At 60.6% G+C, this 22,579-nt stretch carries 17 protein-coding genes and 1 tRNA gene; 11 read left to right on the top strand and 7 right to left on the bottom strand.

Features of this window, described 5'->3' with window-relative positions:
• Positions 1-87: 87 nt before the first annotated feature.
• The 6 genes from AB5287_RS06835 to AB5287_RS06860 all read left to right on the top strand — a co-directional run bounded on the left by AB5287_RS06835 (position 88) and on the right by AB5287_RS06860 (position 6,272).
• Complete coding sequence (locus tag AB5287_RS06835) at positions 88-771, top strand: iron transporter (RefSeq protein ID WP_007051584.1); 684 nt, start codon at positions 88-90, stop codon at positions 769-771.
• Between the two features lie 149 nt (positions 772-920).
• Positions 921-2,198 (top strand): Fe-S-containing protein, encoded by a 1,278-nt coding sequence (locus tag AB5287_RS06840; RefSeq protein ID WP_007054710.1) that lies wholly within the window; start codon positions 921-923, stop codon positions 2,196-2,198.
• 21 nt (positions 2,199-2,219) lie between these two features.
• On the top strand, positions 2,220-3,524 hold the full coding sequence (locus AB5287_RS06845; protein WP_007051582.1) for an ABC transporter permease: 1,305 nt from the start codon (positions 2,220-2,222) through the stop codon (positions 3,522-3,524).
• 33 nt (positions 3,525-3,557) lie between these two features.
• A complete protein-coding gene (locus AB5287_RS06850) occupies positions 3,558-4,781 on the top strand; it encodes an ABC transporter permease (protein ID WP_007056761.1) in 1,224 nt (407 codons plus the stop codon).
• 15 nt (positions 4,782-4,796) lie between these two features.
• A complete protein-coding gene (locus tag AB5287_RS06855) occupies positions 4,797-5,594 on the top strand; it encodes an ABC transporter ATP-binding protein (protein WP_007051580.1) in 798 nt (265 codons plus the stop codon).
• Between the two features lie 114 nt (positions 5,595-5,708).
• A complete protein-coding gene (locus tag AB5287_RS06860; RefSeq protein ID WP_007056748.1) occupies positions 5,709-6,272 on the top strand; it encodes an FMN-binding protein in 564 nt (187 codons plus the stop codon).
• Positions 6,273-6,277: 5 nt separating this feature from the next.
• Here the strand turns inward: AB5287_RS06860 and AB5287_RS06865 are convergent, their stop codons facing one another.
• From AB5287_RS06865 to AB5287_RS06875, 3 genes are all read right to left on the bottom strand, one after another.
• Positions 6,278-6,877: a TetR/AcrR family transcriptional regulator gene (locus AB5287_RS06865; RefSeq protein WP_007051578.1), complete on the bottom strand. Its 600-nt coding sequence runs from the start codon at positions 6,875-6,877 to the stop codon at positions 6,278-6,280.
• 114 nt (positions 6,878-6,991) lie between these two features.
• The gene (locus tag AB5287_RS06870; protein ID WP_368220971.1) at positions 6,992-9,154 is read right to left on the bottom strand and encodes a YhgE/Pip family protein; all 2,163 of its coding nucleotides are present in this window, start codon (positions 9,152-9,154) and stop codon (positions 6,992-6,994) included.
• Complete coding sequence (locus tag AB5287_RS06875; protein ID WP_368220972.1) at positions 9,151-11,781, bottom strand: YhgE/Pip family protein; 2,631 nt, start codon at positions 11,779-11,781, stop codon at positions 9,151-9,153. Before AB5287_RS06875 ends, AB5287_RS06870 begins: the two co-directional genes overlap by 4 nt.
• Before the next feature lie 403 nt (positions 11,782-12,184).
• Here AB5287_RS06875 and AB5287_RS06880 point away from each other — a divergent pair, with 403 nt between their 5' ends.
• The 3 genes from AB5287_RS06880 (at position 12,185) to gndA (ending at position 15,445) form a co-directional block, all read left to right on the top strand.
• Complete coding sequence (locus AB5287_RS06880) at positions 12,185-12,343, top strand: hypothetical protein (RefSeq protein WP_165499848.1); 159 nt, start codon at positions 12,185-12,187, stop codon at positions 12,341-12,343.
• A gap of 182 nt (positions 12,344-12,525) precedes the next feature.
• The gene (locus AB5287_RS06885; RefSeq protein WP_015512497.1) at positions 12,526-13,812 is read left to right on the top strand and encodes a putative ABC transporter permease; all 1,287 of its coding nucleotides are present in this window, start codon (positions 12,526-12,528) and stop codon (positions 13,810-13,812) included.
• Between the two features lie 178 nt (positions 13,813-13,990).
• Positions 13,991-15,445, top strand: a complete 1,455-nt coding sequence (gene gndA, locus AB5287_RS06890; protein WP_032738738.1) for an NADP-dependent phosphogluconate dehydrogenase — start codon at positions 13,991-13,993, stop codon at positions 15,443-15,445.
• Positions 15,446-15,645: 200 nt separating this feature from the next.
• On the opposite strand, the gene AB5287_RS06895 is transcribed toward gndA, so the two are convergent.
• From AB5287_RS06895 to zwf, 3 genes are all read right to left on the bottom strand, one after another.
• Entirely contained in the window at positions 15,646-16,488 is an 843-nt protein-coding gene (locus tag AB5287_RS06895; RefSeq protein ID WP_014485919.1) for a 6-phosphogluconolactonase, read from the bottom strand.
• A 251-nt stretch (positions 16,489-16,739) separates the two neighbouring features.
• Entirely contained in the window at positions 16,740-17,765 is a 1,026-nt protein-coding gene (locus AB5287_RS06900) for a glucose-6-phosphate dehydrogenase assembly protein OpcA (RefSeq protein ID WP_007054721.1), read from the bottom strand.
• Positions 17,762-19,300, bottom strand: a complete 1,539-nt coding sequence (gene zwf, locus AB5287_RS06905; protein ID WP_007056319.1) for a glucose-6-phosphate dehydrogenase — start codon at positions 19,298-19,300, stop codon at positions 17,762-17,764. Before zwf ends, AB5287_RS06900 begins: the two co-directional genes overlap by 4 nt.
• Before the next feature lie 175 nt (positions 19,301-19,475).
• On the opposite strand from zwf, the gene AB5287_RS06910 reads away from it, so the two are divergent.
• Both AB5287_RS06910 and AB5287_RS06915 read left to right on the top strand, forming a co-directional pair.
• Positions 19,476-19,548, top strand: a tRNA-Lys gene (locus AB5287_RS06910).
• 75 nt (positions 19,549-19,623) lie between these two features.
• Positions 19,624-21,258 (top strand): C69 family dipeptidase, encoded by a 1,635-nt coding sequence (locus AB5287_RS06915; protein WP_013140135.1) that lies wholly within the window; start codon positions 19,624-19,626, stop codon positions 21,256-21,258.
• Positions 21,259-21,331: 73 nt separating this feature from the next.
• Here the strand turns inward: AB5287_RS06915 and AB5287_RS06920 are convergent, their stop codons facing one another.
• Positions 21,332-22,366 carry a glycosyltransferase gene (locus AB5287_RS06920; RefSeq protein ID WP_318603269.1) on the bottom strand — a complete coding sequence of 345 codons (1,035 nt, stop codon included), beginning with the start codon at positions 22,364-22,366 and terminating at the stop codon, positions 21,332-21,334.
• Positions 22,367-22,579: the final 213 nt, after the last annotated feature.

The following is a 22,579-nucleotide window of genomic DNA, read 5'->3' on the forward strand; positions in this document are numbered from 1 at the left end:
CCCACGCCGCACTTATCTCATAACTGAATAATTGCATTTATCTAAGCGTGAATCCTAATTCACCAGAGATAGAGAAAAGGAATAACAATGATGAAGAACAAGAAACTGGCCGCTCTGCTCGGCCTGCTGCTCGCCGGTTCCATGACCGTGTCCATGGCTGCCTGCGGTTCCACCAACTCCGCATCCGACACTAAGGCTGACTCCTCCTCCCAGTCTTCCGACTCCTCTTCCTCCGATTCTTCCTCCGATTCCGGCGCCGGTTTCGAAGAGGTTCCGGTTGGCCCGTCCGGTACTGCTGAAGAGCAGGATCAGGACGCCGGCCCGCTGACCGTGGGCGCTGTGTACTTCCAGCCGATCGATATGGAGCCGTCTTCCATGGGCCTGAAGGCTGCTGACGCTTCCTTCCACCTCGAGGCCGACATCCATGCCAACCAGAAGGGCACCGAGCTCGGCTACGGCAAGGGCGACTTCGTGCCGGATCTGACCGTGAACTACACCATCATCGATAAGTCCACCGGCAAGGAAGTCGAGGGCGGCACCGCCACCTCCGGTACCTTCATGCAGATGAACGCTTCCGATGGCCCGCACTACGGCGCCAACGTCAAGCTCGACAAGGCTGGCACCTACCAGCTGAAGCTCTCCATCGAATCCCCGGCCTCCAAGGGTTGGATGCTGCACGTTGACCCGGAGACCGGCGTCAAGGGCCACTTCTGGACCGAGCCGATCGAGGTCACCTTCGACAACTGGGATTACACTCCTCGCCAGTGGTGATTGACTAAGCAGAAAGCCCCCTCGTCAGAGGGGGCTTTACGCCGCTTTAGGGAGATAATTCTTAGGACGGTCTAAAACTCCCCTCAGTCCGCTTCGCGGACAGCTCCCCTCAGAGAGGGGAGCCTAAGGTGAACAGAGAAAGGACGCGAATGCTTGAACAATTCGTGGCAGTGATGCCGGGCACTTTGGCCCCCGCATTGCTGGTGATGAGCCTGAGCGTGATGCTCACGGTCGGCGAGGGGCGAGATAAGCCGATAAGCTCGCATTGGCGTCTCATCGGCCTGATCGTCGGTCTGATCGCCGCCATCGTATTCGCCGGCCTGCGCGCCTCGGCCGTGATCAATCAGCGCACGTTCGTCAACTACCCGGTGTTGTGGTGCGCGATCATTGCCGACATCCTGACCATCGTCGTGGTGGTGTTCGCACGCCGCATCACCACCAATTGGCAGCAGCACAAGGTGTTCATGCACATCGCTAACGCCGTGGCCGCCATCGACATCGCACTCACCCTGTTCTACGCGCTGCCGGACGTGATTCTGCAGCTCACCATCTGGGTGGAACCAGGGGAGACCGCATTCACTTCGGCCATGCTGCTGCGCGCTCTTGGTTTCCTGCTTGGCGTGGCCATGTCCATTATTGTGGCCGCCATCTTCCGCACGATGCGCACCACTGCCGTGCGCTGGGCGTTCACCGTGGCCGTCGCGGCCATGATGGTGATTCTGCTGATTCAACACTTCACTGGTCTTGCCCAGATTCTGCAGGCGCGAGGCTTCCCGATGAACCATACGATGTTCGTGGCGCTGGCTTGGTCCATCAACCAGAACTCCACGATGATTATGGCGCAGGCGCTGGTGTTCCTGATTCCCGCCGTGGCCTCCATCGTGGCCGGTTTCCGTATGAAAACCCATGATGTGCCGGGAGCCAACGAGGCCACGTTGCGCCGGCATAAGGTATTCCGCCGCCACGCCATCGCCGCTGCCGTGTGGAGCCTTATCGCAGCCATCGGCGTCACAGCAACCCTGACCGTGGGCGTTGCCGCGACCCATCAGACCATCACCCTTTCGCCGCCGGAAGCCTACTCGCTCAAGGACGGCGTGGCCACCATCCCCTTCAGCCAGGTCGAGGACGGCCACCTGCACCGCTTCGAATACAAGGCCAAGGACGGCACCGTCATGCGCTTCATCATCATCCGAAAGAACGGTGGCGCGTACGGCATCGGCCTGGACGCCTGCGAGAACTGCGGCGACGCTGGCTACTACGAGAAGGACGGCAAGATCATCTGCAAGAAGTGCGAGGTGGCCATCAACCTGGCGACCATCGGCTTCAAGGGTGGCTGCAACCCGATACCATTCCCGTACAAGACCGGCCACGGCAAGATCACCATTCAAACTACGGATCTGGACGCGCTGAGCGCCCACTTCCGGTGAGTCAGGCAGGAGACAAGAATCATGTTCTTTCTGCGCATGATTACTCGCTCGTTCACCCGACAGCTGCGCCGGCGCCTGCTTATCGCGCTGACCGTATGCCTGTCGGCGACCGTGTCCGTATCGATGCTGGGCGTCGTGTTCGACGTGGGCGACAAGCTCAACGCCGAGCTGTCCACCTACGGTTCGAACATCACCGTGCAGCCCAAGGCGGATGCGGTCGTTTCCGACCTGTACAACACCGAGTCGGGCGGCGCGACGTCCACCAGCGACCCGACCGCTTTTCTGAAGGAGTCGGACGCGGCCAAGATCAAGACGATCTTCTGGTCGTTCAACATCACCAGCTTCGCGCCGCAGCTCAACATCCACGCCACGGTGAACGGTACCAACGTGCCGGTCGTCGGCACGTGGTTCAACAAGAACCTCAAGATCTCCACCGGCGAGACTACCGTCGTGGGCGTGGAAGGCATGCGCTCGTGGTGGCAGCTGGACGGCAAGTGGCCCAAAGACGATTCCGACCAGGGCGTGATCGGCAAGACGCTGGCCTCCGAACTCGGCGTGACCACCGGCGACACCATCACCCTCAACAAAACCACCGCCTCAGGCAAGAAGAACGAGCAGAAAATCAAGCTCACCGGTGTCTACGATTCCGGCGACGAGGACAACGGCTCGCTCTACATCGCCTCCTCCACGGCCCAGGTACTCGCCGACCTGCCCGATTCGGTCGACAAAATCGAGGTCAAGGCCCTGACCACGCCGGAGAACGACCTGGCCCGTAAGGCCGCCGCGAACCCGGCCGCGCTGAGCCAGGAGGAATGGGAGACCTGGTACTGCACCGCCTACCCGAGCTCGATCGCCTATCAGATCGAAGAGGTGATTCCGGGCGCGGTGGCCAAGCAGGTGCGTCAGGTGGCCGCGTTGCAGGGCAATGTGCTGCAAAAGACGCAGGCCGTGATGATTCTGATGACCGTGCTGAGCCTGATCGCCGCAGCCGTGGCCGTGGCCAACCTGATGGTCGCCTCGATCGGCGAACGGTCGGGCGAGCTGGCGTTGCTCAAGGCGCTCGGTGCCACCGATGCCGCAGTATCCCGCCTGATGCTGGCCGAAACGGCGGCAATCTCGCTGCTGGGCGCGATTGTGGGCGCGCTGCTCGGTTCCGGCGTGGCCCAGCTGATAGGCCGGGTGGTGTTCGGTTCCGGCATTACGATGCGGCCGATGGTGTTCGTGCTGGTGTTCGTGCTGCTGGCTGTCACCGTGCTGCTGGCGTCCGCCTCATCGATTCGTTCGATTCTGAATCTCAAGCCCGCGGAGGTGCTCCATGGTCGCTGAGTTTATCTACGTAGGTGTGGAAGGAGGGAACCGATGACCAACACCGGTATGTTCTTCAGAATGCTGTTCAGCGCCGTGTTCCGTCGGCGTTCGCGCGCGGTGATGGCTGTGGTGGCGTCGCTGGTCGGCGCAGCCACACTGTTCTGTCTGGCGATGATCTGCCTCGCCGTGCCGCAGCAGATGAACGAGGAGATGCGTGCGTACGGCGCGAACCTGATTGTCACGCCCACCGAATCGACCAATGCTGACGGCAAGGCCGGCATCGACAAGGCGATGGTGCAGCACACCACTGAAATGGTCAAGGCCAAGGGTTCCGCGAAATACGCCACCTACCGCTACGAGAACGTGCGCGTCAACGCCTCGCCGTACGTGATGGCCGGCGTGAATGCGGCGCAGGTCAAGAACCTCAACCATCACTGGGTGGTCGACGGCTCGTGGCCGACCGACGGCAAGGTGCTGGTCGGACGCGACATCGCCGACGCCATCGGCCTGAGAATCGGCTCCGCCATCACCATCGGCTACCGTGCATCCGATAACGCCAGCACCAACGGCACTTCGTCGAACTCCTCGATCGACCAGCAAACCAAAGACGGCCGTGTCTCCAGTGACATCATGGACACCTCCGGTACCGAATTCCGCGTGGCCGGCATCGTGGACACCGGCGGCAGCGAAGACTCGATCATCTACGCCACCAACGCCGACGTCAACAAGCTCACCGGCATCACGCGCGGCGTGGACGTCATCGAGTATTCGGCCGGCGCCAGCGACCTCGCAGGCCTGGTGTCCAGCATCAACGACATGACCTCCATGCACGTCAAGGCACAGCAGGTCACCAAGATCACCGCCTCCGACACCCGCATCATCACCATGCTGCAGACGCTGTTCTGGATCGTCTCGCTGGTGGTGCTGGTGCTGACGCTCGTCGGCGTCGGCACCACAATCAGCTCGATCGTCTCGCAGCGACGCAACGAGATTGGCCTGCGCAAGGCCCTCGGTGCTAGCTCGCGTGCCATCGGCACCGAGTTCTACATCGAATCGTCGCTCTACGGCCTGATTGGCGGCCTCATCGGCACCGCAATCGGCTACGGACTCGCCAGTTGGCTGTGCGTGGCGGTGTTCGAACGCTCCATCGTATTCAACTGGTGGCTGGCCCTGATTTCCGTGCTGTTCAGCGCGCTGGTCGCCATCGTCGCCTCCATCCCGCCCGTCCACCGCGCCACCCGCATCGACCCCGCCGTCGTGCTTCGCGAAGAATAAAGAAAGAGAAACGTCATGCTACTTGAACTCGACCACATCTCGAAGATCTACGGCGACCTGCGTGCCGTGGACGACCTCAATCTGACCGTGCCGGAAGGCGAATGGCTCGCCATCGTCGGCTCCTCCGGCTCAGGCAAGACCACGCTGATGAACATGATTGGCTGCATGGACACGCCCTCCAAGGGCTCCGTGAAGCTGGAAGGCCGCAAGCTGGAGGACCTGAACGCCACGCAGCTGGCCGACGTGCGCAAGAACCTCATCGGACTGGTGTTCCAGAAGTTCTATCTGGTGCCGCACCTGACCGCCGTGGAAAACGTGATGGTGGCCCAGTACTACCATTCGGTGGTCGATGAGAAGCAGGCCATGGAGGCGCTGGAAAAGGTCGGCCTGAAGGACCGCGCCCACCACCTGCCCGGCCAGCTCTCCGGCGGCGAGCAGCAGCGCGTGTGCGTGGCCCGCGCGCTGATCAACGACCCGAAGCTGATTCTGGCCGATGAGCCCACCGGCAACCTCGACGAGAAGAACGAGAAAATCGTGCTCGACCTGTTCCGCAAGCTGCACGAGCAGGGCACCACGATTATCGTGGTCACCCACGATGCGCTGGTCGCCAGCTGCGCGCAGCGCGAGATCATGCTCAACCATGGCGTGCTCGTCGGTGAGAAGTGGAATGACGAGGATGCGCGCAAGGCCTACGAGGCGGCCGGCGGCAAGCCCGCCTCCACGGGTGCACAGGTCGAGGGCGCGCAGAACGGCGAGACCGCCATTGGTTTCACTGACCCCACCAAGGCCGCGAAAACCGGCGGCGAGGAGTAGGGCCGTCAGGGGCATCGAGCAGTATGTGAGGAATACATGGCAAGCTGATGGTCTCTCCCCCAGTCAGCTTCGCTGACAGCCCCCTCGTCAGAGGGGGGCTTAAGGAGCGTGAATATGACCGAAAAGAGTACGTTGAAGAAATCCGCGACATTGGCGGCGGCCGGACTGGTCGTGGCTGGCGCGCTGCTGGCCGGATGCGGCGAATCCAAGGCCGCGCCGATGGACGATGCGTACGCCGGCAACTCGGGCGAGACCGAGAAGTCGCAGGAAGAGCAGTCGCAATCCCAGTCGAACGGCTCCGATAGCTCCGACGGCTCCGATTCCAGCTCGTCGCACAACGACCCGTCCACCACCACGTCCGACAAGAAGGACACCGGCAACTACAAGGACGGCAACTACTCGATCAACGGCCAGTACGGCCCGGTAGGCGAGGATTCCATCGACGTCCATCTGACCATCAAGGACGGCAACGTCGAGACCGTCAATATCATTGGGCACCCGTTCACCACGATTTCCAAGAACCATCAGGACGACTTCGCCAAAGCCATTAACGGCGTGGTGGACGGCAAACCTCTGAAGGGTCTCAAAGTGGACAAGGTCGCCGGCGCCAGCTGGACCTCCGACGCCTTCAACAAAGCCCTCGAAGTCGCCCGCCAGGAGGCTTCGATTCAGGAGTAAGACCGCTACTTCAGCAATGCTGGCCACAGCAGATCGGCCATGCGCGAGGCCCAGGCGGTGTCGTCGTCCATTGCTTTGCCCTCGATGGCCTCATACGCCACCAAAGATCCGATAATCGTGGACAACAGCAACTTCTCGTCAACGTCCTCGCGAAACACGCCCTGCGCGACTCCCTGCTTGAGGAACGCCCCCACACGCTCCAGCCACGGGGTCACCACTTGGTCGACGATGTGCTGGAAGAACTCGGCCTCGCTGGACAATACAATGCCCACGCGCTTGACGTCGATGTCGTTGTCGCGCACCCAATCGACCAATCGCTGCAATAGTTGCGTGAAATGCTCACGCGTGGGGCTGGGCACTGGGTCGGAATCCGGGATGGCCAGATACATCGCGCTGATCTCGTGCAGCAGCTCGTCGGCATTATGATATCGGCGGTAAATCGTGGTTTTGGCCACACCGGAGCGCCGGGCCACCTCCTCGATGGTCACGCCGCTGATGCCGCGGTCCACCGCAATCTGCAGCGTGGCTCGCATGAGCTTGCGATCCGTCGCCTCGCGCGTGCGCTCACCGCGCGGTGTCGCCGTCGTGTCTGTCATCTCCGTCATCTCTTCTCTTCGAAATATGCTCCCGTACGCTCCCGCTGGCGAGAGCTGGCTGGCAAAGCCAGACTGAGGGTGGTAAGTCCATGCCGTTTGTAGGCAACTCCCGGATAATACCTACTAGCTCAGCACTTTAGTGCTCTCGACTTGGGCTACATACCACTGGTTGAACCGCACCAGTGGCTTCCTGAGCAACAGCCCAAGCAACAGTAGCGGCGGCACGAATGCCAGCAGCATTCCGGCGGCCCGCCAGTAATCCATGTCGTAGATGCCGGCGATGGCCGCACGCATCATCGTCACCGCATGGGTGAGCGGCAAGAGCGGACTGACTTTGGCGATGAAGTCGGGCAACATCTGCACCGGGTAGGCAGCGTTCGCACCCGAAATCTGCACGATGAGCATAAGCACGCCGATTGCCTTACCCACATTGCCGAAACTCACCACCATCGTATAGGTGAAGAACGAGAACACCAGCGAGGCCAGCCATCCAGACAACATAAACAGCAGCGGATGCACGGCCTGCACGCGCAGGAACAGCAAATCGCCACCGAGCGACACCGTGGATTGCAGCAGCGCAATCAGCGCGAACACCCCGTAATGCCCAAGGAAGAGCCGATGCGGCCGCGGATCGCCCAATGCTTTGCGCGTCCGGCGAGACACGGTGGTTTTCAGCGTCACCACCATCAGCAGCGCGCCCACCCACAGCGGCAGCAGCGTGTAGAACGGTGCCATCGACGAACCGAAATTCGCCACCGGGAATACGGCCTTGCGCCTGAGCTGCACCGGTGCGGCCAACGTACTGGCCAGCGTTTCGGGATCATTGCCCAGCACCTCTTTGACCATGCCCATATCGCCACTGTTTAGTGCGTCGCTCAGTGTGCTGTTGAACGAAGCCAGTTCGGCGCCGGCGGAACGCAGTTTGCCGGACACCTTGTCCAAGGTAGTGCGAGCGTCGCTGAGCATATCGCTGGCGTCGTCGGAAGTCCCTTTCAGGTCGCCGAGCGTGGAGTCCAACTGGGTGGCGCCGGAACTCAGTATGCCGGAGGCGTCAGCGACGGTGGACGACAGGGAGTCGATTTGCGGTTTCACCGTGGCCGAGAAATCTGACTTGATATTGGCAATACTGTTCTGCGCTTGATCAGCCAGATTCTTGACCTGCGCATGCTGATCCTGCGCGTCCTGATTGCCTTGGCGAATATCGGTCGCCGCCGTATTCAGCGCTTGCCGCAGCCTGTTTTGTCGTGCGATTGAACGGTCAATCGCCGTGATGATGGATGAGTCGTTGCCCAGTATGCCGGCCAACGTGTTGCGAATTTCAGTGTATTTCTCCGTCTGCTTGCCAATGGCCGTGGCTTGACGGTCCAATTCGTCGGCGACCGTGGTGGCACCATCATTCGCGTCGGAATACAGCTTGTCTATGGAATCGGACACCGCGCCGAAACTGGAGGCGCTCGCGTCCAGTGCGCTGCTCATCGCGTCAGCGGTGGTGCCCAGGGCTCCGGCCACGTCGGTGACTTCCTGTTTGGCGCTGGCAAGATCCTTGCCGCCTTGTTTGGCGGCAGAGGAAACCTGAGTGATTAGTGAGTTCGAGGTGTCGAGCAAGGCGCCGGCCGTATCGGTCAATGCGCTGTATGTGCCAAGCAGATCCGCAGTATCGTCAAGCTGTGTGGCGAAATTGGCGATGTTGGCGTTGAAGGTATTCAGTTGCTCTTTGGCCTCGGGCTTGGACAGCTGATCGGCCAGCGAAGACGCGATTTCCAGCCCGGCCGAAGTGATGGTCTTAGCGAACGTGGTGTTGATTTCCGCCGCAACCTCGTCCGTGCCCTCGTTGAGCAGATTCGGTGCCAGCGCGTTCTTCTTCTCGTTGCGGTAATAGGTCAGTTCGGCATGCTGCACGTCGTCGGAGAAGAAGGTCATCATGTCTTTGCTGAACGACTTCGGAATTACGATGGCCGCGTAGTATTTGCCGGATCGTGCGCCCTCGACGGCATCGGCTTTGGACGTGATCGTCCAATCGAGCTGACTGTTGGCGCGCAGCGCGTTCACCACCTGATCGCCGACCGTGACTTTCACCGGGATCAGGTCGGAACGATACCCCTCATCCACATTCGCCACCGCGAATTTCAGGTTCTTCATATTCGAGGACGGGTCCCAGCATGCGGCCACGTTGAACCAGGTGAACAGGCCGGGAATCATCACCAAGCCGATCACGATGATGATGGAGACCACGTTGCTGGTCAGGCGTTTGATGTCGCCGGTAAACAGTTTCCACATGGTGTTCATCGTGCGTGCCTGCCTTCCTTGGTCGGCGGAATAGTGGGGATGATTGCGGTAACGGCGGCGCTCGGGTCCGCTTCTTCGTGGCGTTCGGCGGAGGTGTCGCGACGCTTGGCCTTATGCCCGTACAGCATGGCGCGGATCGACTCGTCGGAGAGGTTGCCGAGCTCGGTTTGGCGGCGGATGGAATCGCGCATGAATTCCACGACCATCAGGAAGCCCATGATGATGAGCACCCATGCCAGCCATGTGCCCATGACTACGATTTTCTCGCTGGTGGTCAGCGCAAACACGATAATGAGCGCGGCCGGCACCACGAATCCGGCAATAAGCGCACCCAGCAGCAGCCGGGGATACTGGTAGGCGAATTTGGCGGCCCGACGTTCGATGGCATGACGGTATTCGTCGCGGTCGGCCAGTGCTGCAATGGCCTGAGTGACACGGTATTCGCTGCCGGGCAGGTGCACCGGCTCGCCGATAATCATGTCGCTTTCCTTGATTTCCCGCGCGAACAGGCGGTTGAGATTGGCCAGTTTCGGCCGGGCGCCGAGGCCAATCGCAAAGGCCAGAACCGCGAAAACCAGCAATTTGCCGATATAGGCGAACCAGAGGCCGTCGTAGAAGCCGCCGATGGTTTCACGCATCGCGTCAATCGAATAGGTGAACGGCAGCAGCGGGTAGATGGCGCGGAAGAACGCGGGCATCATTTCAATCGGGTACAGGCCGGAGGCGCCCGGCACCTGCAGAATGACCAGCGCCACGCATACGCCTTTGCCCACGTGCATGAACGTGGTGGAGAGGGCGAAAATCACCGACATATACACCAGTGAGGTGATGACGCAGGTGAGCAGAAACACTGGGGCGCTCGCGCATTGAATGCCGATGACAAGATCGCCGATGGCCGTGACCAGGCCTTGGACGGCAGCCAGCGTGGCCAGTAGCAGGAAGCGACCGAGATAGCCTTGGGTTGGTGTGAGATCGTCGATGCCCTCATCATCGGTTTCGAGTTTGGGAATGACCACGAGCACGAACGCGCCCACCCACAAAGACAGGGTGGTGAACAGCGGTGCCATGCCGGAACCATAGGAGGCGACCGGATAGACGGCCTGTTCGCTGATAACAGTGGGGGAGAGCATGAAGTCGGCGATTGTGGCGGCATCCAGTTTGCCGTCGGTGCCGATCAGGGAACTGAGTGAACTGGAGATGCTCAGGGCTTTGATGTCGGTGACCAGCGTATCGAGCTTGGTTTGTACGCCGGCCAGCGCCTTATCGGTGTCGCGCAGCGCGGTCACCGTGGTGGAGGCTGCTTTGTCGAGTTGGTCGAGGGTATGCTTCGACTGATCGATGAGTGAGCCTTGCGACGTGATGCCGGTCGACAGAGTGCTGGCGGTCGAGCTGAGGGCGTTGAGACCGGTGTTGAGCTGAGGAATGGCGCCGGAGGTGATGGTGCCGCGAGCGGTATTGGCCTCGCGCACCGTGGTTTGGGTGGCGGTATTGAGATGCTGCGCCAATCCGGCGGTGTCTGTGGAGGCATTGCCGATAGTGGTGTTCAGGCTATCGAGGTTGCCCAGTGCGCCGGCAAGCTCGCTATTGCGGCTTTCCAGTGTGGCAATGGCGGATTGCAGCGGTTCTCGATTGGCGTTCGGCAGCCCTTTGAGTTGGTCGATGATGTCGGCGTTCGCTTGGTTGATGTCTTCCGCCGTATTGATCAGTCCGCCTACCTGCTGATTGGCGGCGCTGATGGTTCCGGTTACCGTGCCCACGCTTTGGTTGGCCTGTGCTGCGGCTTGGCTCAGCAGGCTTGAGCCTTGGTCAAGCGCTTCGGACGTGGAGGTGACGAAGCCGTTCAGACTGGTCTGGGTAGTGCCGATCAGGGTGGAGACGCCGGCCAGACCTTCTGCAGTGTCGATGCCAAGTGTGCGCGCGTCGTCCAGCGCCTGACGTGCGGTGCGTGTCTGCTCTGGGGTGTCGGTGAGTTTGGTGGTGAGCTTGGCGATGGTGCTGCGTGTGTGCTGCACATCGTCGGAGGCCTTGGCAAGGGCCGTGAGGGCCTTGGCTTTGGTGGTGTCTTCGGTACTGATGGCTTTGCCGTCAACCGTATTGATGACTTCGGTAAGTACTTCGGATACGGTGGAGACGAATGTGGAATTGACCGTGCGGTCCACAGTGGACGCGCCGACGTCGGTGACTTTGGGGGCGATGGCGCTGGCTTTTTCGTTGACGTAATACTCCAGAGTGGGCCGACTCTTGCCGCCGGTCACCACGCCGGCGAGATCGTCGGAAAAGTCTTTGGGAATGATGATGGCTGCGTATGCCTTGCCGGATTCCACTTGGTCCATGGCCTCGGCTTCGGTGACGAAGGTCCAGCCGAGCTGGTCGTTGCTTCTCATCTGCTTGACGATTTGATCGCCGAGGTTCTGCTTGCCGATGAGCGCGTTGTCGGTGCCGTCGTCATTGTTGGCGATGGCGACGGTGATGCCTTTGGTATTGCCGTACGGGTCCCAGAAGCCGACGATGTTGTACCACGAATACAGTGGCGGGATGAACACCATGCCGAACAGGATCACCCATGCGGCCGGCACCTTGAACAGGCGCAGGAAGTCGCGTCTGAGGACCTTGAAGATATTGCCCACTGATACCTCCGGAGCTTGGTGTTGCTTGATTGCTACGTTTTCCGTAGCGATACGTTAATCGTAGCGCTACGGTTGTAGTAGCGTAATACGGCTGCCGGAGATTATTGGGGTGATTGATGATATCTTTGTCGGAATAACGCCGCTGTCCAGCGGCTTATCGTGCGTCACTGGGCATTGTGCCTAATTTTTTGTGGCTGGGGTGCTGTGTGGCCGGGTGTGCTGTGTGTGTTGGTGTGAGGCTGCCCTCCATGGGGCGGTAAAACCTTCATCGGGCGGTAAGTGGCCCATGGGGCGGTAAAATTCCCATGGGGCGGTGGCTTAAAATGGCTTTATTCCGCGGAATGCGGTTTTGGGCTAACCGCCCCATGGGGTAATTACCGCCTCATGAGAGAGCTACCGCCCCATGGGTAAACCGTTGTATCAGCTTTCGATGGTGCCGGATTGGCCATCGATGGCCGACTGCTCGTTCTGGCTGGATGACTGGTCGGAGCTGGAGTTGCCGGAAGTGTCAGAACCTGTGCCGGAGCTGTTGCCGGTGCCGGACTGGCCGTCAGTGCCTTGACTGGAGCGAAAGGCGTTCTGGAACTTATTGACAAGATTTCTGGATGGTTTTTGGATGCTTTCTGAAAGCGATAGCGGGCTCGGTGTCCGGCAATGTAGACAGACATGTACCGGCCGTCCATCAAGTTCGGCAAAACTGCAATCGGGTGATAGTGTAAGGGGACGCTATGTGGGGAGGAAACCATGGTTGAATTCAAGGACGATGGCACGGCCACTACCCCCGGCAAGCCGCGGGAGAACCGTGACGCCGAGTCCGCAGTCGTGGCCGATCTGGTGGCCGTCGAACTGGACGACGCCGGCTTGAACCTGAACGCCAAGCGATTACCGATTCTGGCGCGCATCTATGGCGCGGTCGTGCTGCTGGACGGACTCGCCACATTGCCGATTATGGTGATTTCCATCCTCTATGCCGTGCGCGAGATTCTGGATGGTCATGTGCACGTCGATGCGATGAGCCTGACCTTCATCCTGTCCGCGATTCATGCGGTGGTGCTGGTAGTCAGTGCCGCATGCCTGATTGTGCTCGGCGTGATGCTGCTGCGCAATCATCGCCGGTATGCCGCGCGCTGGACCTACGTGCTGATGCCGTTGACGTTGGCCGACGGCATGCTGTCGCTGGCCCTGACCGGCCTTGGCTTCAACCTGCTGCTGCCGCTGATTCAGATGATTATTCTCGTCGTGATTTCGGTGACCGCCGATCCCTCCCTGAGCGAGGAACGCCGTCTGCAGCGCGCGCTCAGGCGTATGGACGATCGCGATGATTATGAATCGGCTGTGGCGGCCGGCATGCTAGGCCGCGACCAGTCCGGCAAGGGCTATATTGCGCTGGACTTTTTCAATATCTTCTGGCTGTTTACCATCGCTTCGGTGGGTGGCCTGATTGTGGAGACGATCTACCATATGGCGCTGTATAACGGTGAACTTCAGGACCGCGCTGGTTTGCTGTGGGGCCCGTTCTCGCCGATTTACGGCTGTGGTGCGGTATTGGTAACCGTGTGCCTGAATCGTCTGTGGAAGGCGAATCCGTTCTTGATTTTCTGCGCTTCGGCGGTGATCGGCGGCGCGTTCGAATATTGCACCAGCTGGTTCATGGAAGCGGCGTTTGGTATTACCGCGTGGGATTACACCGGCCGTTGGCTGTCCATCGACGGACGTACTTCGGGCCAATTCATGTTCTTCTGGGGACTGATTGGTGTGGTGTGGGTCAAGTGGCTGTTACCGCGACTGCTGGCTCTGATTAATCGCATTCCATGGAAAGTGCGGTATTCGCTGACTGCGGTATGCACGGTGCTGATGGTGATCGACATTGCCTTCACGCTGATGGCCTTGGATTGCTGGTATGGGCGCATGGCCGGCCAGCCGCAGGATTCACCGGTCGCGATGTGGTTCAGCGAACGCTACAGCGACGCTTACATGGCCAATCGCTTCCAGACCATGCATATCGACCCTTCCAAGGCCGGGCGTATGTGAATGGCCGGCAAGTAATTACGCTTCGCGGGCAGAAGGTGCGTAGAACCTAAGACAGCCCTCGCGTGTGGGTGGTAAGCGGGATACACTTTCAAGCGTTGAAGGAATGATTCCCTCCGCTGATGCGCTGTTTTGTGACGCGCGTGATGACGATGGGACAATCAAACGAAAGGCAAGGCACATGGCCGAAGCTACAGCAAACATTGGTGTGATTGGACTGGCCACGATGGGCTCCAATCTGGCGCGTAATCTGGCGCACCATGGCAACACGGTGGCGTTGTTCAACCGCCACTACTCGCGTACCGAGAAGCTCATGAACGAGCATGGCACCGAAGGCAACTTCGTGCCGGCCGAAACGCTCGAGGAATTCGCCGCGTCCCTGAAGCGTCCGCGTACCGCCATCATCATGGTCAAGGCCGGTGCTCCGACCGACGCGACCATCGCGCAGCTGGAAGAGGTGTTCGAACCGGGCGACATCATCGTCGACGGTGGCAACTCCTTCTTCAAGGACACCATCAAGCGTGAGAAGGAAGTACGTGCCAAGGGCTTCCACTTCGTGGGTTGCGGCGTGTCCGGTGGTGAGGAAGGCGCGCTCAACGGCCCGTCTCTGATGCCCGGTGGCACTGCGGAATCCTGGAAGACCTTGGGCCCGATTCTTCAGTCCATCGCCGCCAAGGTGAACGGCGAACCGTGCGTGACCCACATCGGCACCGATGGTGCCGGCCACTTTGTCAAGATGGTGCACAACGGCATCGAGTATGCCGATATGCAGGTGATTGGTGAGGCGTATGACATTCTGCGCCGTGGACTCGGCATGGATGCCGAGGAGATTGGCGACGTGTTCGCTGAATGGAACAAGGGCGACCTTGACTCCTACCTGATCGAGATCACCGCTGAGATTCTGCACCACAAGGATGCCGAGACCGGCAAGCCGTTCGTGGACGTGGTCGTGGATCATGCCGGCATGAAGGGTACTGGTACGTGGACCGTGCAGACTGGTCTGGAATGTGGTTCTCCTGTGGCTGCCATCGGTGAAGCCGTGTTCGCTCGTGCACTGTCTTCGCACGGTGAGCTGCGTGAAGACGCTCAGAAGGAAGGTCTGGCTGGACCGAACAAGACCATCGATCTGGCCGGAGAAGACAAGGCCGCGTTCGTCGAGGACGTGCGCAAGGCTCTGTTCGCTTCCAAGGTCGTGGCCTATGCTCAGGGCCTGAACGAGATTCAGGACGGTGCCAAGGAATACGGCTGGGATATCAACCTGTCCGAAGTGGCCCGCATTTGGCGTGGCGGCTGCATTATTCGCGCCCAGTTCCTGCTCGACCGCATCACCGAGGCCTTCAGGGGCGATAACCCGCCGGCTTCCCTGCTGTTCGATCCGTACTTCGAGAAGATCATCGGCGAATCGCAGGATGCATGGCGTCGCGTGATCGTTCGCGCGGTGGAGGCCGGCATCCCGACCCCGGTGTTCTCCAGCTCCCTGGCGTACTACGATGGTCTGCGCTCCAAGCGCCTGCCCACCGCTCTGACCCAGTCCCAGCGTGACTTCTTCGGTGCCCACACCTACGGTCGCGTCGACAAGCCCGGCGTGTTCCACACCCTCTGGGCCGAAGAGGGCAAGTCCGAGATCGAGGCGTAGCCTCGCGATCTCGGGCTTAGGGGAGCCCGGTGGGCTCCCCGGCCCTCTTCGGAGCGAGGCGGCTATGCCGCCGAGCCAACACTGAGCCTCGCCGCAGGCGAGTCCCTAATTGCAGGGGCCGGCGGCGAAGAGGGCAAGTCCGAGATCGAGGCGTAGCCATAGACGAATTAAGCCCCCTCATCAGAGGGGGCTTAATTCACTCACAACTCGGTGACGGTTTCTTCGGTGGAGAACCAGATGAACTCGTCCACTCCGTTGGCGTAGGAGGACGGGTAATCCGGGTTGTTGGGCTGCTCGAAGACATGGGCCAGCGATTCGGCTTTGCCGGCACCGGCGGCGAAGAACCACGTATGGCGTGAACGCGCGATGAGCGGCGCGGTCAATGAAACACGCAGCGGCGGCATCTTGGGGGAGTGGTTCACACCCACGGTGAGCCTATCGGTAACCTTGACCTCATCATGACCAGGGAACAGCGACGCATAGTGACCGTCCGGTCCCATGCCGAGAATCATCAGATCGATTACCGGTTCCGGCCCCAATTCATTCACCAACTCGCGCTCATAGTCGCTCGCGACATCGTCCAGCAACGCATCATTCGCGGCATCGGCGGCGGCGCGAACGGAAGCATCATCGCTGTCGGCCTGATCCATCACATCGGCGATGTCATCGGCTGAACGGGTATCGGCCGCCATCTCATGAATATTCGACTCAGGCAGCTTGCCATCTGCCACCAGCTGGTCAAGCAGCAGGCGACGGGCCTCCAAAGCATTGCGATCGGTGTCGTAAGCCGGCACAAAACGTTCGTCGCTCCACCAGAAATGCACGCGCGACCAATCAATCGCGTCAGCCAGCGGATCGCTCAGCACCGAGCCCAACGGCTGCGCGGCCGAACCGCCAGACAGCGCCACATCCACACGCGTGCGATGCGTGTCATCAGGCAATCGTTCGGCGAGCAAATCGAGTAGCGTCAAGACAAAACGTTGCGCGCCAGCCTGAATCATCAGATCTTTATTCGGATACACAATGAGTTTTCGAGTTGCCATGTATGGTCCTTGTATGGGGTATGTGTCGTACTTTGCAATGTGGATTGTGTTGTCAGTTGACAACGCATGATACGGGTGGCATGCCGGGAATCTAGCCATTTGCAGCAATGAAATGTGTTGTCAGTTGACAACACAATGTACATTGTGCGGCATCGCATGAGGTAGGAAACGATGAGCAGCGGCGTTGGCATGGCTCGGCCACAATTGCCGAACTCATGCCAACGCCGCTGTGGCAACGGGTTCTACCGACTTCAGTGACGAATCAGATCCCAGCCTTCGTTGATGACCTCGGCGTAGATCTCATCGGGATCGATGCGACGCAGTTCCTCGGTCAGGCAGTCCTCGATGGTGCGCATCGGCACGGACACTTCCTGCGGAGTCTGGCCGGGCAGCGAGATCAGCGCTTGGTCCTCATACGGGCGTTCCAGCGAGATCACACCGTCCTCACGGGTCAGGTACACGCCGGTCACGGCCTGCGCGTCGGGCACGAACTCAGTTTCGACTGGTACGCCAAGTTTCAGACGCAGCCATGCGCACAGCATTTCCATAGGCAGGAAGTCGGCCTTGCCGGTCACCTTCGCGGCGGTGATGGGCAGGTGCGGCGGCTGATCGAGCATCGAGGCGAGCATTGCGCGCCAGACGGTCAGTCGTGTCCAGGACAAGTCGATATCTTCCGGTGTCCAATTGCGGCGCAAACGCTCAATCGTGGCCTCCGGATTATTGGAGTGCAACGCGTCGGTGATGCGACTGCGGGCCATCGCACCCATCAGATCCTTGGCCGGGTTCGACGGCGGTGTGGTCGGCCACCACGCCACTACAGGCGCATCCGGCACAAGCAGCGGGATAACCAGCGTATCCGGGTGGTTGATAAGGCCACCGCGCGGACGCAAGATGATGATCTCACCGGCACCGGCGTCCGCGCCGAATCGCACTTGGGCGTTCAGGTTGGAATCGTTCGGATCGTTCGGGCCGTCGGTCAAATCGACGGCCGGATTATCGCGACTCGCGCTCACCTCGGCGGCCACTTCGGCCGCGTTCGGTTCGCCTTCGCCGGACTGATCGGCAGGATTGGTATCCGGTACTACGGCAATCACGCGGCACGGGTGCTCACGGCTGGCCGAGTTCGCGATTTCCAGCGCATGCTCTAGGTCCGCGTCCTCGGTGGCGATGAGCAGCGTCAGCACGCGGCCGGTCGCCGATTCGCCGCGCTCCTCGTGCAGCTGTTCGATTTTGTGCGCAATCTCGCGGGTGCGGGTGTTCGGCATATCGATGATCATGGCATCCTCCAGTGGCGGCCGTCGCGCGCCAGCATTTCGTCGGCCTGTGCCGGACCCCACGTACCGGCGCGGTAGGCCTGCGGCTGGCCAAGCGTGGACCAGAATTGTTCAATCGGATCGAGGATCTCCCAGCTGAGGTTCACCTCTTCGGTGGTCGGGAACAACGGCGGATCACCGAGCAGCACGTCCAGAATCAGTCGCTCATAGGCTTCCGGCGAGTTCTCGGTGAAGGAGCGGCCGTAGCTGAAGTCCATGTTCACGTCACGGACCTCCATGGTGGAGCCGCCCGGCACCTTGGCTCCGAAGCGCATGGTGACGCCCTCGTCGGGCTGCACGCGAATCACGATGGCGTTCTTGCCGAGTTCGCGCACGGCGGTCTGCTCGAACGGCAGATGCGGGGCGCGCTTGAACACCACGGCGATTTCGGTTACACGCTTGCCGAGGCGCTTGCCGCAACGCAGGTAGAACGGCACGCCAGCCCAGCGGCGGGTGTCGATATCGAGGCGGATGGCGGCGTACGTTTCGGTGGTGCTCTTGGGGTCGATGCCTTTTTCCTCCAAGTAGCCGACCACTTCGTGCGAGCCCTGCCAGCCCTTGGCGTACTGGCCGCGCGCGGTGTTGGCGGCGAGGTCCTTGGGCAGGCGCACGGCGGAAAGCACCTTGGTCTTTTCGGCGGTCAGGTCCTTGGCGGTGAAGCTCACCGGCTCCTCCATGGCGGTCAGAGCCATGAGCTGAAGCAGGTGGTTCTGGATGACGTCGCGTGCGGCGCCGATGCCGTCGTAATAGCCGGCGCGGCCGCCGATGCCGATGTCCTCGGCCATCGTGATCTGCACGTGGTCCACATAGTTGGCGTTCCAGATCGGCTCGTACATGGCGTTGGCGAAACGCAGGGCCAGCAGGTTCTGCACGGTTTCCTTGCCGAGGTAGTGGTCGATGCGGAACACGGAGCTCGGGTCGAACACTTCGGATACCACGCTGTCGAGTTCCTTGGCGCTGGCCAGATCATGACCGAACGGCTTCTCGATGATCACGCGGCGCCATGCGCCCTCGGACGAGCGCGACAGGCCGGAGGCGGCCAACTGCTTGGCGACTTGTGGGAATGCGCGCGGCGGCACCGACATGTAGAAGGCATGGTTACCCTGCGTGCCGCGGTCGCGGTCAAGCTCCTGCACGGTGGCGCTCAGACGCTCGAAGGCCTCCGGGTCGTCGAACGTACCCTGCACGAAGCGGATGCCGGCGGCCAGATTGCGCCAAGTCGACTCCTTGAACGGCGTACGGCAATGCGCCTGGACGGCGGCCTTGACGAATTCGATGAACCGTTCCTGTGTCCAGTCGCGGCGGGCGAAGCCGGTCAGACCGAAGCTCGGCGGCAGTAGGCCACGGTTCGCCAGGTCGTAGACGGCCGGCAGTAGTTTCTTTTGTGCCAGATCGCCCGTGACACCGAAAATGACGAGGCTGCATGGGCCGGCGATACGGGGCAGTCTGAGGTCGCGCGAGTCGCGCAGGGGATTGCTCCAATTGGGGGATTCACTCATAATGTACAAGGGTAGTCGCCGGCGGCTATCTATCGCTAGAGGCGATATGCGATTTGGGCTGCGATTTGGGCCACATTGCGTGTGCTGTGCCGTGCGTTGGGCCAATCGCGTACGCAAACGTGTACGCAACGCCGTAGTTGAAATATCCCAAAACGGTGTGTATTTTAGAAGAGTTGCCCCTTTAGCTCAACGGTTAGAGCAGCGTCCTTTTAAGTCGTGGGTTGTGGGTTCGAATCCCACAGGGGGCACAACAAATCCTCGGAATCGCAATGGTTCCAAGGATTTTTTTGTTTCGACCAGCCTGGCTCCTAGAGTGGTGTCCCATGTCATGCACCACGATTCTTGTCGGCAAAAATGCCAGTTACGACGGTTCCACCATCATCGCCCGCGATGACGATTCGGGCTCGGGCCGTTACGATCCCAAGCGCTTCGTCGCCGTCGCCCCCGACGACCAGCCGCGCCACTACCGCAGCGTGCTGAGCCATGTCGAAATCGAACTACCGGACAATCCTTGCCGGTACACCATCGCACCGAACGTGCTGAATAATCGTGGCATTCTGGCCGAAGCCGGTGCCAACGAACACAACGTGGCGATGAGCGCCACCGAAACCATCGCTGTCAACGAGCGCGTGCTCGGTGCGGACCCGATGGTCGAGTTGCGGCCGGCTGTCGGCGGGCCGGACAGCACCGATTATCAGGCCGAGCAGCCCGGCGGTATCGGTGAGGAAGACATCATCACCCTTGTGCTGCCGTACGTCACCACCGCGCGCGAGGGCGTCGCGCGGTTGGGCGAACTGCTCGAAACCTACGGCACCTACGAATCGAACGGCGTGATTATTTCGGATGCGGACGAGATCTGGTACGTCGAGACCATCGGCGGCCACCATTGGATCGCCCGCCGAGTGCCCGATGACTGCTATGCCACGATCCCCAACCAGCTCGGCATCGACGACTTCGACCTCGCCGATGCGTTCGGCGAGCAGCGCGAATACCTATGCAGCGCCGACCTGCGCGAGTTCATGGCCACGCATCACCTTGACCGCACAATGGGAACGTCGGTCTCTTCCAACGGCCGTCACGTGCATAGCGCCGGATTCGGAACAACCGTTGCCCTTCCCACCCGCTTCAACCCGCGCAAGGCCTTCGGCACCGCGACGCCGAAGGACCATATCTACAACACGCCGCGTGCCTGGTACATGCAACGCCGCCTCAACCCCAGCGAGGACTGGGATTCGCCGGCCGCCCGCTACACGCCCGAATCCGACGACATCCCGTGGTGCCGCGTGCCGGAAGACAAGGTGAGCCTCGAAGACGTTGATTTCCTGCTGTCCTCGCACTTCGAAGGCACGCCGTACGACCCGTACGGCACGACCGGCACGGCGGAATCGCGCCACCGTTACCGTCCGATCGGCGTGAACCGCACCGGCCATATGGTGGCGATTCAGGTCCGCCCGTATGTGCCGGCGGCCAATCGCACGGTGATGTGGGTATCGTTCGGCTCCGGTCCGTTCACCGCCGCCGCGCCGTTCTACGCGAACGTCAACGACACGCCTGCCTACCTGCGCGACACCACGCCCGAAGTCTCCACCGGCAACCTGTATTGGACGAACCGCCTGATCGCCGTCGTGGCCGACGCGCATTGGTATGAGACGAACCGGTTCATCGAGGGCTATGCGGAAGGCGTGCGCGCGTTCGGGCACCGGCTCATCGAGCGCACGGATGAGCAGTTGCTTGCTCGAAGCGATGCCGAATCGACGGGTACGAATGCATGGCCGCTCGATGGCGGCCACGGCGATGAGAAGGATGTGCAGGGCGTGGCGGATGTGCTCGAAGCGGCCAACGACGAGATGGCCGACTACCTGCGCGAGCATACAACCAAGCTGCTGAACGACGTGCTATACACCTCCAGCAACCTGATGCACAACAGCTTCGCAATGTCCGACCGTTGGGCCGAGTAGCAAAACCTCGGCTGGGGAGGTAATAGGGATGCCCTGCTGATAACGCGTCAGCAGGGCAAAGCCACAATCCGAATCAGTTGAAGCCGACGATGCGTTCGGCGATGAGATAGCCGTTGCGCACGATCCAGCGGCCGGTTTTACCAGGCAGATTGAGCGCGCGGGACATCAGCTTCGAGCGCACATCCTTGCCGATGGCCGGAGAATAGGCGTCAATCGCATCCCACAGCTCGGTTTTCTTAACGTAGTTGGCCGGATCGCGCGAGAGAATCAGGAACGCCGAGGTAACGCATGATTCGATCGTCAGGAAGTGAATCATGTACCGGTACAGCCCCTCCGGCACCGTACCACGTTCGGGCGTGGCCTCGGTCATCAGCCGATTGACGAGCCGCAGCTGATCCACACGCTTAATCATCACGTCGGTCTGCACGCTCTGACCCTCGCGCCCGATGAAGTAGTGGTAGAACGGCACGTCGAGATACTGGATGCGCTTCACCCACGGGAACGGCTGGTACGAGTAATAGAAATCGACGTAGAACGTATGCTCCGGCAGCTTCAGCCCGGAATCGCGCACCACCTGCGTGCGGAAGGTGAGCGCATGCATGATGATGTACTGCGCCAGACCGAACTTGCCCAGGTCATCCCAGCCGAGCACGCGGCCGGCCTCCATTACACGGCGGAAGTTCACTACGGTCTTGTGACGCTTGGCCACCTTGTCATACACGTAATTGGTCACCAGCATGTCAATCGGTTCGTCGGTGTCATGCTGTGCACGCAACGTGGCCAGAACCGTGTCGATGGCCTGCGGGTCGACCCAATCATCCGCATCCACCACTTTGACGTACATGCCGGTCGCCGCCGCGATACCGGTGTTCACCGCGCCGCCGTGGCCCTTGTTCTCCTGATGAATCGCGCGCACGGCGCCCGGATTGGTGCGTTCCAGCTTGCGCGCGTACTCCAGCGTGCCGTCTTTCGAACCGTCGTCCACAATCAGCACCTCGAGGTCGCTGATGTCGCTTGCCGAAAGCAGCGAGTTCACGCAACGGTCAAGGTAGGACTCCATATTGTATGCGGGGATCACAAAGGTGAGCGTCTTTGCCGTGCTGGCCATGAAAGTCTTACGTCCTCACATATTTAGTCGTTATGTTCAGTTTCCTGTTCAAACCGTAGCACTTCGCCTCCCGACTCGGCAGAGTGCCTGAGTTCTAAATAGAAGTGCAACACCTTGTCTAGGGTTGGAAGTGTTCAGTTTCTAACTTAAGAAGGTGTTGCACTCATGGGCCAACGATATTCGCACCTGTCGTCCGATGAAAGGATCCTGATC

Origin of the sequence: Bifidobacterium sp. RTP21102st3_E2_RTP21102_210122, assembly GCF_040916945.1 — a bacterium.
Lineage (GTDB): Bacteria > Actinomycetota > Actinomycetes > Actinomycetales > Bifidobacteriaceae > Bifidobacterium > Bifidobacterium longum.